The organism is Syntrophotalea acetylenivorans (genome assembly GCF_001887775.1).
Taxonomy (GTDB): Bacteria; Desulfobacterota; Desulfuromonadia; order Desulfuromonadales; family Syntrophotaleaceae; genus Syntrophotalea_A; species Syntrophotalea_A acetylenivorans.
On sequence record NZ_CP015519.1, the window covers coordinates 1,093,193 to 1,111,349 of the forward strand.

Consider the following 18,157-nt stretch of genomic DNA (forward strand, 5'->3'; position numbering starts at 1 on the left):
AGATCACCTTTCAAGGGCACTATTTATAGGGCGAAGGACACGGCCTACAATGAGAGCGTTAACGACTAAAAAGAAAAAACCCGTAATAAAACGCAAGAGGGAAGGCAAAAAGCAGGCTGTCGAGTCGATCCAGGATACCACCGTGTCCGGGGATCACCGTTCCGGAATCCTTGACGCCGCAAGCTCGTTTGACCATGGACTCAAAAAGATCTCCGAGTTGGGACATGGCCCCCAGCCCCAAGCCCAAGGCCAGACAATCAACACTATCGAGCATGGGAAAAAAGGTATAACTGGCAATAAAAGCTGCGGCCAACCCGCCAAGCAATCCTCCGATGGAACCTTCAATGCTTTTATTTGGGCTGATAGCGGGATATAGCTTGTGCCGACCGAGGGTGATGCCGCTGAAATAGGCTCCGGTATCGGAAGCCATGACGATCAGCAACACCAGGTAGATCCACTCTCGCCCAAAGGGTAAAGCCCTAAGCAGCACCAAATGACCCAACAACAGTGGAACATAAATAAAGCCGAACAACAGCAAAGCCAACTGCTGAACGACGTGTTGCAAGTCGTTGAAACGCCACAGAAAAATCAGGCCAAAAAGAAGCATGGCAAAAACCAGCCCGGCCTGTAGAGCATAAACCTGCTGCAGTGCGCACAAGGGCACCAGGAAAGCACCATAGGCAATAGCCAGAAAGCGCTCCGGCCGCCGTTTATCGGCAAACCCCATATGATAAAATTCATACAAAGCTACCGCAGCTATGAGACTTGTAAACAGGGTAAACCAGAAGGGGCCGCTGAACTGGATAATTACAATCAGCAGGGGCAGAGCAATAATCGCTGTCAAAATCCGTTGTTTGATGGGACTTTACTCCTTTATCATCAACTGTCAGATACACTCTGCGCGGCAGTCAGACCAAAGCGTCGCTGCCTTGCAGCAAAGTCATCGAAAGCCCGGCGCAATTCATCAGCAGAAAAATCGGGCCACAAAACGTCGGTAAAGTACAGTTCAGCATAAGCCAGTTGCCAGAGGAGGAAGTTGCTGATACGCATTTCGCCACTGGTGCGAATCAGCAGGTCCGGATCCGGCAAGCCGGCGGTATCGAGGGCAGCGCTGAATCGCTGTTCGTCAATGTCTGAAATAGCAAGTTCGCCCCCTTCCACTTCTGTGGCCAGGCCTTTTACGGCACGTAGAATCTCATCCCGGGCCCCGTAAGATAGAGCAAGGGTCAACACTAATCGGCTGTTTTCGGCGGTACGTTTAATCGTGTCATCCAGTACTTGTCGTACTTCTACAGGCAACAGAGAAGTGTTGCCGATAACCCGCAGACGAATATCCTCGGCCATCAGGGTCTCAAGTTCCTGAGCAAGAAACAACCCCAGCAACTCCATCAACGCGGCGACCTCGGATGCGGGCCTTCCCCAGTTTTCAGAGCTGAACGCATACAGGGTGAGATGGGGAACACCCAGAGCCCGGCATTCCTTGACCACAGACCGTACGGTCTCGACCCCCTGTCGGTGACCAAAGATTCGCGGCATTTGTCGTTGTTCAGCCCAACGACCGTTACCGTCCATAATAATTGCAAGATGTTGAGGAATACGCATGATTTTATGATACCGCAAAGAGCTCAACCACAGATCGTTACAGATTATCACAACCTAAAAAGGCCGGCAACAAGTGAATATTCCTAAAGAAAGCAGGGGCGCCGAGTACGGCGCCCCTGCTCTTGGTGCGTGATAGAATCAAGAAACACCCCTGCCGAAAAGATAAAAACCTTGTCAGCCCGGTGTAGCGAGGACCTTGTCAGATCTCCATGATTTCCTTTTCTTTTTTGTCAACCACCTCATCGGCCAGCGTCACGTATTGATCCGTAAGATCCTGAATCTCCTTTTCGCCACGCTTCTGGTCGTCTTCGGTAATTTCCTTGTCCTTCTGAAGTTTTTTCAAGGCTTCGTTGGCATCACGCCGTGCATTGCGAATAGCCACCTTGGTATCTTCAGCCATGCGACGCACCACTTTGACCATCTCTTTACGGCGCTCTTCGGTCAAAGGCGGGATATTGATTCGCACCAACTGTCCATCAGAAGCAGGATTCAGACCGAGGTCGGCCTTAAATATAGCCTTCTCTATTTCAGGGATGAGGTTTTTTTCCCACGGCTGAATAGTGATTAAACGCGCTTCGGGAACAGCCAGGGTGCCCACTTGGTTCAAGGGCGTCGGAGTTCCGTAGTAATCGACCATAACCTCATCGAGCAGCGAAACAGAGGCACGGCCGGTACGTACTCGCTGCAGCTCCTTTTTCTGAGCTTCGATGGACTTCTCCATGGCCTTTTTGGCAGCGTTCATGACAGAGCTGGACATAACAATCACTCTCCTTTGACTATAGTGCCGATGTTCTCACCGAGAACAACTTTCTTGATGTTCCCCCGGCAACTCAGTTGAAAGACGATGATAGGCAGGTCGTTATCCATGCACAAAGAGGTGGCCGTGGCATCCATGACCTTAAGGCCTTTTTTCAACACATCAAGATAGGTCAACTCAGGGTAACGAACCGCATCTTTATCCTTAACCGGATCGGAACTATAAACCCCATCGACCTTGGTCGCTTTAAGAATAACCTCTGCACCGATTTCCATGGCACGCAGACTGGCCGCGGTATCGGTGGTAAAATAAGGGTTTCCAGTCCCACCACCAAGAATTACCACTCGGCCCTTTTCCAAATGACGCAAGGCACGGCGGCGGATATAAGGTTCTGCAACCTCTTTCATCTCAATGGCAGTCTGCACACGCGTGTCCACTCCGATTTGTTCCAGAGCATCCTGCAAAGCCAGACTGTTCATGATCGTAGCCAGCATTCCCACATGATCGGCGCCGGCACGGTCCATACCACTGGACGCGGCAGCCATTCCACGAAAGATATTTCCGCCACCGATAACCACGGCAACCTGTACACCGAGCGCCAGCACTTCGCTGATCTCGGTCGCAAGCCCGGAGAGAACGGCAGGATCGATGCCGTAGCCTCGGTCCCCCGCCAAAGCCTCGCCGCTCAGCTTGAGAAGAATCCTTCCATAACGCGGTCCTTGGTCAGCCATAGCGCCCTTTCAGTTATTTGGTCATTGCCGCTACTTCGGCAGCAAAGTCATCAGCCCGTTTTTCTACCCCTTCGCCAAGCTGGAAACGCTCATAACGGGGCAAAGTGATTTCAGTACCAAGTTCCTTGGCCAGGGCCTCGACAACCTTGCCAACCTTCAAGTCGGGGTCGATAACATAGGCCTGCTCGAGAAGGCAGATTTCACCAAAGAACTTATTGATCTGACCGAGAATAATCTTCTCGATGATATTGTCAGGCTTGCCGCTGTCTTTGGCTTTGGCGCGCATGATCTCTTTTTCTTTTTCAACCACTTCAGCAGGTACTGAATTACGGTTGAGATATTGAGGGTTGGCGGCGGCTACATGCATAGCCAGATTGCGACCAAGCGCCGCAACCTTGTCGTCAGCACTGTCGGTCGCCAATTCAACCATAACCCCGATCTTGCCAATGCCGTGAATATAGCTGACCACCTTACCGGCGGGCACCTCGAAACGGCTAAACCGACGAACGTTGATATTCTCGCCGATGGTAGCTACCTGATGAGTCTGTTCCTCGGCAACGGTCCGACCGGTACCGGGGAACTGGCAAGCGAGCAGTGCTTCCATGTCTGCCGGTGCGTCCTTCAGCGCAGTTTCGGCGACACCTTTGGCAAAACTAACGAAACCATCGTTTTTGGCAACAAAGTCAGTTTCAGCATTGACTTCTACCAGAACACCGCTGTTACCTGCACCATCGGCAACAATCAGTCCTTCGGCGGCAGCGCGACCTGCCTTTTTAGCAGCGGCCGAAAGCCCTTTTTTGCGCAAAATATCGACAGCCTTATCAATATCGCCATCAACTTCGGTAAGAGCCTTTTTGCAATCCATCATCCCTGCGCCAGTCTTGGCGCGCAACTCAGAAACCATCGATGCAGAAATTTTCGCCACTGTAACCTCCTCCAGTATTCGTTGGCCAACCAGAATATCGAACAACATTCTGCGGGCCTATAATTAGTAAACAAACCTAATGATAGTTAGAAAAAAGGCGGCCAGCATCCCTGGCCGCCCATTAACTGCCTATAAACTGTTCTTATGCCTTGTCGCCAGATTCCTCAACGGGAGCCTCTGGGGCCACCTCGGCAACCTCTGGTGTTTCACCAGCTGCCTCGGCCTCATCCTGGTCGGCACGGAGCGCAGCCTGACGAGCCTGCTCACCTTCCTCGCAAGCATCGGCCATGCGAGCGGCAAAAAGACGAATCGCACGGATGGCATCGTCGTTGCCGGGAATAATATAATCGATGTCGTCAGGATCGCAGTTGGTGTCGACCACGGCAACTACCGGGATACCCAACTTTCGGGCTTCTTTGACGGCAATGGTTTCTTTTTTCGGATCGATAACGAAAATAGCGCCGGGAAGCTTGGTCATGTTCTTGATGCCGCCGAGGCTTTTTTCAAGCTTGGCCCGCTCCCGTTCCAGACCGAGAACTTCTTTTTTGATCAGAAGGTCGTAGGTGCCGTCCTTGGACATGGTTTCGATCTTCTTCAGACGCTCGATGCTGCGCTTGATGGTGCTGAAGTTGGTCAGCATGCCGCCCAACCAACGGTTGTCGATATAGTACTGTCCTGCACGCTCGGTTTCTTCGCGAACGGCGTCCTGGGCTTGTTTTTTGGTGCCGACAAACAGCACTTTTTCACCGTTCTGTACGGTTTCACGCAAAAAGCTGTAAGCCTCTTTGAAATAGCGTACCGTCTTCTGCAGGTCGATAATATAAATACCGTTGCGTGCGCCGAAGATATACGGCTTCATTTTCGGGTTCCAGCGTTTGGTCTGGTGACCGAAATGAACCCCGGCCTCGAGCAGTTGCTTCATGGTAATCTGTGCCATTACTTCTCTCCTTAATACATACGGTTAAATTCTTCCGCGTCCTTCCTTCCCGCCAGAACCCCGCACCATAGCAGGGCACCACTGAAACGGGTCCAGACGCGTGCTGTTTTGAACAACACGTGTATTTAACACGGATGTCCCTTCATGGCAAGGACAAAAATGGCCAGGATTCTCGTTTGCAAGGTCGTAAAAACTGTATTAATATGAGCAGCTATGTCAACTATTCGAATCCATCGTTATCTACTCAAAGAAACCGCTTTTCCTATGTTGCTGGGGTTGGTGGTTTTTACCTTTGTGCTGCTGTTGGGCAGATTGCTCAACCTCGTTGAATTGGTCATCAACAAGGGCATTCCCCTGCTTGACATCGCCCGGCTTTTCCTCAGCATATTGCCAACGTTCCTGGTTCTGACCATTCCGTTGGCTTTTCTGCTTGGGGTGATGCTCGGCTTTGGCCGATTATCTGCTGACCGTGAAATTCTGGCCCTTAAATCGAGCGGAATCAGCCTCTACCAGATGGCCAGGCCCATCCTGCTGTTGAGTCTGCCGGCCTGCCTGCTTACCGCGGCAATGACCCTCTATCTGCGGCCAGCCAGTGAAACCTTTTTTCGCCAACAACTTTTCGATATTGCCGCAAGCCACGCTTCCGTGGGCTTACAGTCCCAGGTTTTTAACGACGAGTTCGATGGTCTGGTGCTGTACGCTAATCAAATCGATGATCGCAGTGGCACCATGCGACAGGTTTTTATCTCCGATGAACGCGACAGCTCTGCTCCCACCATCATCATGGCGGATAAGGGTCGCTTGGTCTCCGACAGCCTTAACCAGAAATTATTGTTGAGGCTTGAAGAAGGCACCATGCACAGGCAACCACAAAACAAGGCAAACGGGACCGAAACAAGCACCTACCAGGTTCTGGGTTTCAGCAAATACGATGTCAACCTCGACCTGGAAAAGCAGTCTAGCGCTGCTAAGAAGAGGCGGCGTAAGAATAAAGAACTTAGCTTGACGGAGTTGCGTAGCTCAATTGAAACCGCATCTACAGAAAAGCGTCAGGATCTGCTTGCCGAGCTCCATACGCGAATGGTTCTGCCTGCGGCCCCACTCCTCTTTGCCCTGCTCGGCGTCCCTCTCGGGATTCAACCCCATCGTAGCGGTCGCGGAGGGAATTTCGCTTTGGCCTTAGGGGTCTTTCTCTGTTATTACCTGCTGCTTTCCTTTGCCGACACCCTGGTAGCGGATGCCGGCTGGCCGGCAGCCACACTCTGGATACCCAACCTCTGTTTTCTTCTCTCCGGGCTTTATTTGCTATATCGAGCTGCCATTGAACGCCCTGTAACCATATTTGAACGCACGTTCGGTGCATTATTTGGGATATTCCGCGGCTTTTTTCGCAGAGGAGGCCAGCCTTGACCCTGATCAGCCGCTATATCCTCGGAACCTTCTTTCGTATTTTCGGCCTGGCATTAGCCGCATTTGTCGGCCTTTATCTGCTGGTCGACTTTTTTGAGAGAGTCGATAATTTTATAGAACACAGTGCGGCAGCGCATCTTTATCTGAGTTACTTTGCTCTAAAAGTTCCTTTCATTGCTGTGCAAGTAGTCCCTCTGGCCTGCTTGCTGGCTGTCTTCATGACCCTGGGCGGGTTTTCCCGCACCAATGAACTAACAGCTATGCACAGTGCCGGTATCAGCTTGCTACGCATCACCCTGCCACTCCTTATCACCGGCCTGTTGATTTCACTCTTATCATTACTGGCTTACGAATATCTTGTACCCAGGTGCGTTAAGCAAGCCAACAACATCTACACCAGCAAAGTTCAGGGACGCCCCGTTGGTGTCTTTAAACGAAGCCGTATCTGGTTGCGCGAGGGCAGCAAGATAGTCAATATTCGCTTGGCCGAAGCCGAAAAAGGGCAATTGCAGGGGGTGACCCTTTATGACTTTGATCATTCCTTTAAATTAATAGGTCGCAGCGATATCCCCAAAGCCTCTTATGTCAACGGACACTGGGAAGCCGAGTCACTGATCGAGCGACGATTCGCCAGCGGCAACCTGGTCGCCAGCCAAACAGGCAATGACCAGGCGATTGACCTGAAGCTCACGCCCGAGGACTTTCGTGTTCCCGGGAGCAAGCGCAATGAGGATCTTGGCTACCGTGAACTGCGCTCACTGGCTTCCAAACTACGGGCTGAAGGCTATAATTCAACCCGTTTTGAAGTTGATATGCATGCCCGCCTGGCAACCCCCTTTGCCAGCTTGATTATGGCCTTTCTCGGCATCCCCTTTGCCTTGCGCAAAGGACGTGACAGCGGTCTCGCCCTCGGTATTGCCATGAGCGTAATGATCGGCGTTGTCTATTTCATTCTTCAGGCTATCTTGCTCGCCTTCGGTTATTCTTCTGCCCTGCCCCCCGCCCTGGCAGCCTGGTCGGCGAACCTGCTTTTCTTCCTCTTCGGCTGTTGGCTTTTCCTTGGCACCGACAGCTGATTGCCCTTTTTAATTTTTTGCCCCAGACGCAAAAACGCCGATCTTCCCAGCATGAAGATCGGCGTTTCAATTAATCACCAGAGTTCTCGCGAGCCTTACCTCACCTTCTCACCCCTCTCTGAAACCTCAGCGCGAAGGCATTTTCGGGTCCACGGGCACGAGGCAGCAGGACCGGCACCGGAAACTTCCCACACACGGCTCACCTCAGCAGCCAGTCCCGCCGCAATTCTCAGAACTGCCACTTGACCTGACCGTAGAAGCCGCGGGGCACCGCCGTCGGGATGGTGCCCATTTCTGTCTGAAACTCCTGATGATTGGATTCGAGCAGATTCTGCCCGATCAAGGCCAGTTCCACCCCCTCGGTCGGTTGCCAGGCCAACCGCATATCCAGGCCGTAGTAATCGTCAATCTCCGTATAAGTGACGGTGATACGGTCGACATAGCGCAACCACAAATCCAGTTCCCAATTGCGTCCCAGATCGAAGGAGGAGCGCAACGACCATTGCTGCTGCGGGCTGGAATCCTCATAGACCAGATCACTGAAGTCATCGCTGCTGCCGCTTTCGGCCCCAAGGTTTACTTTGAGCAGTGTGTAGTTACCTTGCAAACGCCACCAGTCCCGCACCCGCCAGTCAACAGACATTTCCAAGCCCCAGTTTTTTGCCTCCAGTTTGTTGTCCTCCGCATAACCGGCAAGCCAATAGTCATAGAAGGGAAAAGTACCCACCGGGAACGGGTCAAGAGCTTCTCCGGAACGGTGATCCCAATAGTCGGTGTAGAACAGGGCGGTGTCGATGCTAAAACCGCCACCAGGCAGATAACGATAGCCAAGTTCGTACGAGAGACTCTTTTCCGATTCATAAGAGTCCTGTCCGTATACAACCAGCTTGGTGGGAAAGGGGTTGCCCCCCATGGGTGGAATCAACCGATAAAAAATATCGCCGCTATCCTCTAACCGTGACGGGGTACGCACGGCCCGGGAAACGGATCCCCATAAAGATTGGCGAGAATTCGGCGTCCAGATCAGGCGTGCGTTAGGCTGGTACTCGAAGCCGGTATAATCATTGTGCTCGAACTTGGATCCGACCAGCAGGCGCAACTTGTCGGGCAACAGGGTCATTTCATCTTGGAAAAAGAAGCTGAACAGTTGGTCTGATCGCGCTTCATCTTCGACCATGACAATCTCTGCCGACTCCAGATCGTCCGTGGTCAAACGATAGCCCAGCCCCCAGAACAATTCATGCCGTTTCCCCAAATCAAAACGGTGCTGAAAGTCGATATCGAAGATGTCGCGAGTTTCCTTGAGAAGTACCTCTTCATCCCGATAGCTGTGATCGAAATAGGCCTGCAGCACAAAGTCATCAGTTTCGTTCAACTGCCGTTGCCAGCGGGCCAGCAGATGACCGCCAGAGAATTTAGTATCGGAGACAGGGGTGGACTGGTAGTTGAGCAGTGGGTCCCAGACATAGATCTGGTCCTGTTGACCTTCGGTACCGCTGTAAACCTCCCCCTGCAGGGTGAATTCGTCCCGGTGCCCCGGTGTGACATCGAGGCGAAAGCCGCCACGAAAAGCGTTCCAGTCGTCGTTGGCGCTGCCGCCACCGTAACTGTCCAGATGGTCCCGATTGAAATATTTGACAAAAGCCCGGTAATAGGACCGATCACCGGCCTTGCCGCCGTAGCGCAGAGCGGCGAAACCCTCCTCTTCGGTACCGTAACCGGCCTTGAGCAGTGTGCCCTGGGTATCCCTGGCCTTCTTGGTAATGACGTTGATCACCCCGTTGACCGCATTGGCCCCCCACAGGGTAGCGCCGGGACCGCGAATCACCTCGATACGTTCGACATCATCGAGCAAAGTATCCTGCACATCCCAATAGACACCGGAAAAGAGCTGCGAATAGACACTGCGGCCATCGATTAGTACCAGCAGTTTATTGGCGAAGCGCCCATTGAAGCCACGGCTGGAAATGGCCCACTTGCTGCCGTCGATACGCGCAACGGTAAGCCCCGGCGCCATACGCAGGGCCTCGGGGATGCTGGTCACACCCGAGCGGCGAATGTCTTGCTGAGTAATGACAAACACTGCTGCGGCCGCCTCGCTGACTTTCTGCGACTTGCGGCTAACGGAGGTGACCTCCAGGCGAGTCAGTTCCTCCAGGCTCAAAGCCATGAGATCGGCTTCCGAGTAGGTCCATCCCGAAGCGGGTGTCGCCAGCACGCAGAGCACCAACAACAGTAGTTTCAAGAATTTTTGAGAGGTTTTCAAACCCCTTCCCTCCCCAGATCGAACCATTATTATTAATTACAGTGATAAAGGTCAGATGTTTTATAACGACAAATCGGTATTAGAAATTATTCCGGCAGCCCCTATCCTTCAAGCAGGCCCATGGACCCAGGCCGATTGGCTAACTACGTTTGCACAACTAGTCAGAGAGACTTTTTGCAGGTAATAATCCGCCAATCCTTCAGCCGGCATGGGCCGGCCGAGATGAAATCCCTGGCCCTCCGTACAGCCCTTGGCCAGCAGAAACTCCATCTGCTCAGCTTTTTCAATCCCCTCGGCAATAACATCAAGCTTGAGGGTACGGGCCAAAGCCATGATGCCCTCAGCAATCGCACCGCGATCTTCACCATCCAAGATATCGTTGGTGAAGGAACGGTCGATCTTCAGCTTCGACAGCGGAAACCGACGCAGACAACTCAAGGACGAGTAACCGGTACCGAAATCGTCGATAGCTAGCTTGATCCCCCGTTCTCGAATCCTGAGCATGGTATCAATGGCTTTTTCCGCATCCTGCATTATGGCGCTTTCAGTGATCTCCAGCTCTAGCAAGCCCGAATCGAAACCCGATTCCTCCAACGCCTGACCGATTGTATCGACAAGATCAGCCTGCCAGAACTGTTTTGCTGATATATTCACTGCCATGGTCCAGGCCGGATAGCCGGCCTGCTGCCAGAGCACCGCCTGCCTACAGGCCTCCTGCAACACCCATTTGCCTATCGGCAGAATCAATCCTGTTTCCTCGGCCAGGGGGATAAATTTACCGGGCGACACCAACCCCATAACCGGATGCTGCCAACGCAGCAGGGCTTCCATACCGATAATCGCCCCGCTTGCCATATCGACCTGCGGCTGGTAATGAAGCAGCAGTTCCTGGTTATCCAAGGCCTTACGCAGCTTGTTCTCCATCTCAAGGGATTCCTGTGCCCGTTCGGTCATGCCCGAGGTGAAGAACTGATAGTTGTTGCGCCCCAACTCCTTGGCCTGGTACATGGCCACATCGGCGCATTGCATCAGACTCTCGACATTTTCGCCGTCTTCGGGAAACACACTGACCCCGACACTGCCGGAGACGAACAGTTCCTGACGGCCGACCTGCAGCGGCCAACTCAAGGCCTGTTGAACCTTTTGCGCCAGGGTGGTAATACCCGGATACCCCGAGGTCTGTTCGCTGACAATGACGAATTCGTCGCCCCCAAGACGGGCCAGGGTATCGTTAGCGCGGGTGATTGAGGCAAGCCGCGAAGCCACCTCTTTGAGTAAAAGGTCTCCGGTCTTATGCCCTAGGGAATCGTTAACATTTTTGAAACGATCGAGGTCGATAAAGAGTAGAGCCACCCTGCTGTTCAGTCGCCTGGCATTAGTCAGGGCATGGTGCAGCCGGTCATTGAACAGCAATCGGTTGGCCAGGCCGGTCAAAGGATCGTGGTGAGCCAGGTAATTCAGGCGATCCTGTTTCTCCTGCAGTTCTGCATCCCGCATTTGAATCTGGTTGAGCATGCCATTGAAATTTTCCACCAGGGTGCCGAGTTCGTCCCTACGTTCCATAGCAACCCGCCGGGAATAATCCTGCTCAGAGGAAACGGTGAGCATGGTGCTTGCCAGGCTTTCGATAGGCCGGGAAATCAGGCGCTGCAGCCGCAGAGCCAGCAGCCAGGCGAGTAGCACGGCGCCGGCCAGGCTAATCATGCCAAGAGTAACGTAGCGCAGCAAAATCTTGCGGGTCCTATCCAAGCTTGCACAGATGTTCAGAGTACCGATCTGCTCGCCGTTGAAGGTGATCGGCTGCGAAACCTTCAAAAAATTGCCGGCAAAAAACGACTTGCTTTTAGCTCCGATGGGCATGTGCAGATAAAGATTTTCGGGCAGCACCAGATCGGCTCTCCGCTGGTACTTGGCGAACATTTCGCCGCCAACGGTCACAATAGAACCGAAAGCGACTTGCGACTTGCTTTGCAGGGTGGCAAGGGTTTCGCCTGCAGCCTGGCGGTCGTCAAAGACCAACGCCGGAGAGCAATTGCGCGACATGTCCTCGGCGAGAATCTGTACCTCATTTTTGAGGGCTTCACGTAGCATGCCACGCTGGGTAAACACCGAAACCACGAACAGGCTCAGCAGGACCACAAGGCTGATGCCGGTAATGATTATTGTCAGTTTGATACGGATCGACAGCTTATCGAGATTTGCCAGCAGAGTTTTCATCGTCCCTCCTGGGTTACGTCGTCCTTGACGATCAGCCGTGCCAGGCCGTAGAGACGGGAACTGATTTTGAGCCGACCTTTGGCGGCGGCATCGAGATTGAGATCGAAACGGATGCGGCTGTTCTGGCGCACAAAGTTCATCATGCCGCCCTGCTTGATGAACAGTTCGTCGTCGCTCACGGTGAGTACCGGGACGCCATCGAGAACGCGAAGGACAGCCTGCAGGTCCTGATGCGCCGTGCGGCCAATGTACAGCACATGAAGGGTGTGCTTTTGAGCACTGAGATCGTGCAAAGAGTCGAGCTCCACCGTCTTGAGCGAACCGCCACGGTCGCCCTCCAACGCCAGGTCGAGCAGCCATTCCTGCAACGAGTCCCGACCTAGAATGCCCAGAACCAACTCCTGCTCCGCCGGCACAAAACTGTTCGGCCAGCGCACGAACTGTACGAAGTTGTAAAGCATCGCCGCCTTGACCGCATCCTCCGGCGCCGGTTCAAGGGCATCCGAGGGCACGACCCCCGCCGATAAAAGCAACAGGGTCAAAAGAACAAAAGCCAGCAGTCGTCTTCCCCAAGAACTATGTCGTATCGTCATTCTCGCCATAGCTCTCAAAACTCCCACTTGATCTGGCCGTAAAAGCCGCGGGGGACGTTGGTCCCTGCCCGGCCGAACTCCACCTGGAATTCGGGGTGCTCATCCTCGAGTAGATTTTGACCGATAAGGGCCAGTTCCAAGCCAGCTGCAGGACGCCATGCCAGACGCATGTCAAAAGTGAGGTAATCATCCACATCGGTGAAGTAGACTCTAACCTCATCGACATAGCGAAGCCACAGGTCAAGATCCCAGTGGCGGCCCAGGTCGAAAGAGGAGCGCAGCGAACACTGCTGTTGCGGGCTGGATTCCTCATAGAGCCAGCTACTGATATAGTCATTGCTGTTGCTTGCGGGACTAAGGTTCAGCTTCAGTAGACTGTAGTTGCCCTGCAAACGCCACCAGGGGCGCACACGCCAGTCAACGGCCATCTCGAAACCCCAGGCCTCCCCTTCCAGCTTGTTTTCCTCTTCAAGGGTAAATATTAAATGGTTGATTGGCGTAGGGGCAAAGACCGGGGGAAGAGTCTCGGCCGACCGGTGATCCCGGTAACGGGTGTAGAACAGTGCCGTGTCGAGGCTGAACCCGGCCCCTGGCATGAAACGGTAGCCCAGTTCGTAAGAGAGGCTCTTTTCCGAGTCGAAGTCCTTGCTGCCGGCGATTACTACCTTGATGGGCAAAGGACTGGGAAAAAACAGGTTGGGCTGCAACACGGTGTACAGAACATCACCGCTATGTTCCATACGGGAGGGGGTGCGCACCGCGCGGGAGACGGCTCCCCACAGGGTATGCTGTTTGCTCGGGGTCCAGACCAGGCGGGCGTTCGGCTGGATTTCAACGCCGGTATAGTCGTTGTGCTCGAACTTGGAGCCGAGTAGCAGGCGCAGTTTGTCGGGTACCAGCGAAATTTCATCCTGCACGAAGAAGCTAAACAGTTGATCGTTAGCGGAATTGTCGTTGAAGGTGACCAGATCGCCATCTTCAACCTCATCCCGGATCAGGCGATAACCCAGCCCCCAGAGCAACTCCTGACGTTGGCCAAGGAAGAAACGGTGCTGAAAGTCCACATCGAATACGTCCCACTCGATTTTTCCGAGAGCCTGCTCATCGCGATAGCTGCGATCGTAGTAGGCCTGCAGAGCCAGATCGCCGCCGTCGGCCAGTTGACGCTGCCAGTGGGCCAGCACAAAGCCGCCGGCGTAGGGAGTATCGGAGACGACGCGCTGGTTGTAGGAAACGTCCGGATCCAGGGGCCAGAGCTGATCCATTTGCCCATCGGTGCCGCTGTAGATCTCACCCTGTAGGGTAAAATCGTCCCGATTCCCCACAGCGCCATCCAGTCGGAATCCTCCGCGAAAGGCGTTCCAGTCATCGTGGGCCTCACCTGGACCCAGGATGCCGTAATCCCTTTTATGCAGAGATCCGCGGTTGAAATACTTGACGAAGGTCCGGTAATCGGCGCGTTCACTTAGCTTGCCGCCGTATCGCAGGGCGGCAAAGCCCTCTTCCTCGGTCCCGAAACCGACCTTGACCAGGGTTCCTTGTGTATCCCTGGCTCTCTTGGTGATGATATTGATCACGCCGTTGACCGCGTTGGCCCCCCACAGGGTGCCGCCGGGACCGCGCACTACTTCGATGCGCTCGATGTCGTCGAGCAGGGTATCCTGCATGTCCCAGTGCACGTTGGAAAAGGGCGGCGAATAGACGCTGCGACCGTCGATCAGCACCTGCAACTTGTTGAGGAAGCGGCCGTTGAAGCCACGACTGGCCACGGCCCAGCTGCTGCCATCGATGCGAGCGACACTGAGCCCCGGTGCCAGGCGCAGAGCTTCGGGGATGCTGGTGACGCCTGAGCGGCGAATGTCCTCCTGGTGAATAACGTACACTGCTGCTGGCGCCTCGCTGACCTTTTGCAGCTTACGCCCAACAGAGGTAACTTCCACCTCCATCAGTTCTTCCAGACTGAGGTTCATCAGATCGCTGCCGGACAAGGCCTGAACAGTACCCGGCAGCAGAAATAAACAGCCGAGAAAAACGATCAGTATAGACAGAGGTCGAATCAAAGTGTTCTCCATCCCAAACCACAAGAGGTAAAAACCAGAGTCATGGAAATTATGCGCTTTAAGTAAATCGCAAAAACCATACCTGTTCTGGACAAAAATTGGGCACAATCCAATACGCGCCCTTCCAAAAGGGATTGCAAAATCCACCCACGAAACCAGAAACCCTTCTATTTCTAAACAATTTGTTACAAACACGCCTTAAGACAGGTCAGAAAAAGAAGCTTATTAATGGCCCAAAAAAGGTTTTTCCTATAGAAAACCCAGGAAATTTTCCGCATCCACCACCCAAGGCCTCGTGGCGTGCCACAAAGGTGTGGCACCGAATCTGGGGCATGCCACACCTTTGCCACATCTTCAAGCCTGTTTGAAACATTCGAAAAAACAGCGGCCTGCGCAATGCGCAGGCCGCTGTTTTCCTTCTTATTCTTATCTTTGCTGGCAACATAAAAGGGGCCAGTTATCTCAAAAATATCTTTAATTCAGTTTTTTGTTTCTGAGGACTCCCGCCTCAAGAGAGTCAGGGCCTCTTCTCGCATCCGTACCTTTTGCAACTTGCCGCTGCCGGTCATGGGAAAACACTCCACCAACCGGATGTAACGAGGCACCTTGAAATGAGCCAGGCCGGTCTTGCACCAGGTTCGCAACTCATCTTCACTGCTGCTGCCTCCTTCCTTAAGCCGAACCCAGGCCATGATCTCCTCGCCATAAAATTCATCAGGCACGCCGAACACCGCCACTTCGGCAACCGCCGGATGAGCGAGCAGGCGCTGCTCGATCTGCCAGGGGGAGATATTCTCCCCGCCGCGGATGATAATCTCCTTGCGGCGACCGGTGATACGCACATAGCCATTTTCGTCCATGGCGCCAAGGTCGCCGGAATGGAGCCACCGGTCACTATCGATGGCCTCAGCAGTGGCCTTCGGTTCACCATAATAGCCACCCTTGGCGATATGATAACCCCGGAAACAGATTTCCCCAACCTCGCCCACCGGCTGGGTGCGACCGCTGTCCGGATCGATAATCTTGACTTCCTGGTGGGGTAGATTGCGGCCGACGGTTTCGACGCGCACCGACAGGGGGTCTTCCACAGCCGTCAGGTGAGTGATGGGCGAGGCCTCGGTCATGCCGTAGCCGATGAGAATCTCAGGACAATGCATCTGTGCCATAACCCGCCGCACCAGCTCCGGCGGGCAGGGTGCTCCGCCCATGATACCGGTGCGCAGGCTGGTCAAATCGAATTCGTTAAACCGGGAATGTTCCAATTCGGCAACAAACATGGTCGGCACGCCATAGATGGCAGTACAAGACTCTTCCTGCACCGTTTGCAAAGCTGCCAAAGGGTCAAAGTATTCCCCAGGCAGGACGATGCAGGCGCCCACCGAAAGACTGAGCAGGTTGGCCAGCACCATGCCGAAGCAATGGTAGAAAGGTACCGGCGTGCAAAGGCGGTCGTGCTCGCTGAAATGCATGCGTTGTGCTGAGAACCAGGCGTTATTGAGCAGATTATGATGAGAGAGGACCGCGGTCTTGGGAAAACCTCGGCTGCCTGAAGTATAGAGCAGTGCGATGGCATCGTCTCGATCAAGATCCGCAGTCGATGCTTCGAGTTGCTCTTGTGTTATCGATTCAGCCGCTTGCAGCACTTCCTGCCAAACGGTCAGACCCCTTAAGGGCCGGAAAGTGTTTTCGGCATCTATAGGGTCAAACAGCACCACCCGCCGCAAAAGGGGGAAGGCTTCGCAGGTAAGCTGTCGGCAATCACCTTCGAGCTCTGGTATTAGCTCTTGGAGCATGGCCAGATAATCACTGGAACGAAAAACAGGGATGGTAAACAGGCCGTGAAGCTCTGAACGATCCAGAGCATGAGCCAGCTCCTGCCGGCGATAGCCGGGATTGATCGCTACCAGAGCCACCCCGATACGGGCCGCGGCCAACTGCAACAACAACCACTCGGCCTGATTAGTGGCCCAAATGCCGATCCGTTCTCCCCGCACAAATCCGAGGCCGAGCAGGCCCCGGGCCAGCCGGTCAACCGACTCCTCCAGTTGCCTATAGGTCATGCGTCTTTGCTGATGGCGTGAGACGAAGGCCTCCCGGAAAGGGAAACGCCTTGCTATAGATGCAAAATGCTGCGGAATGGTAGCCCCCAGCAAAGGCGAAGACGATCCCATATGGTAGTAGCTCTGTCCCATACACTGGCCTCCCATAGGTTACGCATGCCGTTTATGACAATACTCGCTTTATCTGCTTGGCCGTTCCTTAGAATCACCACCCAGCTAACGCCGCCCCATGATTTTAAAACCTTGCCAATTTCCCACCCGGTTCAGTATATCGACCACCGCCGAGTGGCCATGGCCTTACGTAAGCGTTCCACAGCTAGATCTTCCGCCGCCTGCCGAAGAGTCTGATTCTTTCGCTCGGCCGTCTCGACAATATTGCGGGTATTGGCGCGAATACGCTCCTTGATCGACTGAAATGCTTGACTGCGGCCGGCCCCCTGCAACTCCATGGAGGCGCAGATCACCCCACCGGCATTAACGATAAAATCGGGCAAACAAATTACTTTGCGGTGGTGCAGGTATTCCTCTGCTCCCAGGGTAAATGGAATATTCGCCCCTTGTGCCACCAGTCGGGTCCGTAACCGATGAACGTTGTGTTCATCAAGCACATCAGGCCGAGCCGCTGGAATCCAGATATCACTGTCGATGTCGATCACCGCATCCCGGTCAAGTTTTTGCCCGATATCACCATCACTAAGCCCCCGCCCGGATTCCTTGAGAGCGATAAGTTCGGCTACCGGCAAACCGGCCGGATCGTAGACGGCGCCTCGAGAATCGGCAGCAGCAGCAAGCACCGCACCTCGATCTGACAGCATACGGGCAGCATGACGTCCTACTGCGCCGAAGCCCTGAACCACCACCCGGGCACCTTTGAGATCGAGTCGCATGGATTCTGCGGCAACCTCAATTGCCTGAACCAGACCATAGGCCGTAGCGCCGAACTCGTCCAACGGCAATCCGCCAAGTTCATTCGGCAGCCCGACGGCTCGACCAATCTCATCATGAATCCAAGCCATACAAGACTCATCGGTTCCCATATCAGGGCCGAAGATATAATCCCGGCAATCACGCAAGGCACATGCCATGGCCCGAATCAAACATTCCTTTTGAACGATGGCCATTTTCGGATCCCCGAACAACACCGACTTACCGCCCCCATGGGGCAAGCCGGCTGCAGCATTCTTCAGGCTCATGGCCCGGGCCAACCGGAAACACTCTTCGAGACTGACATCGGGCGCCATGCGCATGCCCCCGATGGCCGGGCCGGCAGCGACGTTGTCGACCACCAGGATACCCTTCAAGCCTATGCTCGGTTCATAAACGTGGACGATTTTGGCCGGACCGAATTCATCCGCCAGTGCGAAGACTTCTGTCATGCCACACCTCCTTTCCGAACCGAAAAACCAAAATGGTTTAGAACGAGCCTCTCCCTCAATTCTGGCCGCCGCCAGAAGAAAGTCAACTGCCGGGAGTACGGATGTCAGATTGAAATTGGAAATAAAAGGAAAGATTATGAAAAAGGG

General features: G+C 54.0%; 14 protein-coding genes. 2 read left to right on the forward strand and 12 right to left on the reverse strand.

Annotated features, from left to right (window positions below):
• Window positions 1–58 precede the first annotated feature (58 nt).
• From A7E78_RS05020 to rpsB, 6 genes are all read right to left on the reverse strand, one after another.
• A complete protein-coding gene (locus A7E78_RS05020; protein WP_201258038.1) occupies window positions 59–844 on the reverse strand; it encodes a phosphatidate cytidylyltransferase in 786 nt (261 codons plus the stop codon).
• Between the two features lie 35 nt (window positions 845–879).
• A complete protein-coding gene (locus tag A7E78_RS05025) occupies window positions 880–1,602 on the reverse strand; it encodes an isoprenyl transferase (protein ID WP_072285050.1) in 723 nt (240 codons plus the stop codon).
• 199 nt (window positions 1,603–1,801) lie between these two features.
• Entirely contained in the window at window positions 1,802–2,359 is a 558-nt protein-coding gene (gene frr / locus A7E78_RS05030) for a ribosome recycling factor (RefSeq protein ID WP_072283208.1), read from the reverse strand.
• A gap of 5 nt (window positions 2,360–2,364) precedes the next feature.
• Window positions 2,365–3,090 carry a UMP kinase gene (pyrH, locus tag A7E78_RS05035; protein ID WP_072283209.1) on the reverse strand — a complete coding sequence of 242 codons (726 nt, stop codon included), beginning with the start codon at window positions 3,088–3,090 and terminating at the stop codon, window positions 2,365–2,367.
• 13 nt (window positions 3,091–3,103) lie between these two features.
• Window positions 3,104–4,015, reverse strand: a complete 912-nt coding sequence (gene tsf, locus A7E78_RS05040) for a translation elongation factor Ts (RefSeq protein ID WP_335743845.1) — start codon at window positions 4,013–4,015, stop codon at window positions 3,104–3,106.
• Window positions 4,016–4,157: 142 nt separating this feature from the next.
• Window positions 4,158–4,952: a 30S ribosomal protein S2 gene (gene rpsB / locus A7E78_RS05045; protein WP_072283211.1), complete on the reverse strand. Its 795-nt coding sequence runs from the start codon at window positions 4,950–4,952 to the stop codon at window positions 4,158–4,160.
• Between the two features lie 213 nt (window positions 4,953–5,165).
• On the opposite strand from rpsB, the gene lptF reads away from it, so the two are divergent.
• Both lptF and lptG read left to right on the forward strand, forming a co-directional pair.
• A complete protein-coding gene (lptF, locus tag A7E78_RS05050; RefSeq protein WP_072283212.1) occupies window positions 5,166–6,362 on the forward strand; it encodes an LPS export ABC transporter permease LptF in 1,197 nt (398 codons plus the stop codon).
• A complete protein-coding gene (gene lptG / locus A7E78_RS05055) occupies window positions 6,359–7,438 on the forward strand; it encodes an LPS export ABC transporter permease LptG (protein WP_072283213.1) in 1,080 nt (359 codons plus the stop codon). Before lptF ends, lptG begins: the two co-directional genes overlap by 4 nt.
• Before the next feature lie 229 nt (window positions 7,439–7,667).
• Here the strand turns inward: lptG and A7E78_RS05060 are convergent, their stop codons facing one another.
• The 6 genes from A7E78_RS05060 to A7E78_RS05085 all read right to left on the reverse strand — a co-directional run bounded on the left by A7E78_RS05060 (window position 7,668) and on the right by A7E78_RS05085 (window position 18,010).
• Window positions 7,668–9,704, reverse strand: coding sequence for a TOL_0244 family TonB-dependent receptor (locus A7E78_RS05060; RefSeq protein WP_158516074.1), 2,037 nt, complete (start codon window positions 9,702–9,704; stop codon window positions 7,668–7,670).
• Window positions 9,705–9,812: 108 nt separating this feature from the next.
• Window positions 9,813–11,921, reverse strand: coding sequence for a bifunctional diguanylate cyclase/phosphodiesterase (locus A7E78_RS05065; protein WP_072283215.1), 2,109 nt, complete (start codon window positions 11,919–11,921; stop codon window positions 9,813–9,815).
• On the reverse strand, window positions 11,918–12,514 hold the full coding sequence (locus A7E78_RS05070) for a YfiR family protein (protein WP_072283216.1): 597 nt from the start codon (window positions 12,512–12,514) through the stop codon (window positions 11,918–11,920). Before A7E78_RS05070 ends, A7E78_RS05065 begins: the two co-directional genes overlap by 4 nt.
• Before the next feature lie 14 nt (window positions 12,515–12,528).
• Entirely contained in the window at window positions 12,529–14,574 is a 2,046-nt protein-coding gene (locus tag A7E78_RS05075) for a TOL_0244 family TonB-dependent receptor (protein WP_158516075.1), read from the reverse strand.
• Between the two features lie 479 nt (window positions 14,575–15,053).
• The gene (locus A7E78_RS05080) at window positions 15,054–16,781 is read right to left on the reverse strand and encodes a fatty acid CoA ligase family protein (RefSeq protein WP_072283218.1); all 1,728 of its coding nucleotides are present in this window, start codon (window positions 16,779–16,781) and stop codon (window positions 15,054–15,056) included.
• Window positions 16,782–16,897: 116 nt separating this feature from the next.
• Window positions 16,898–18,010, reverse strand: coding sequence for a Glu/Leu/Phe/Val family dehydrogenase (locus A7E78_RS05085; RefSeq protein WP_072283219.1), 1,113 nt, complete (start codon window positions 18,008–18,010; stop codon window positions 16,898–16,900).
• Window positions 18,011–18,157 lie beyond the last annotated feature (147 nt).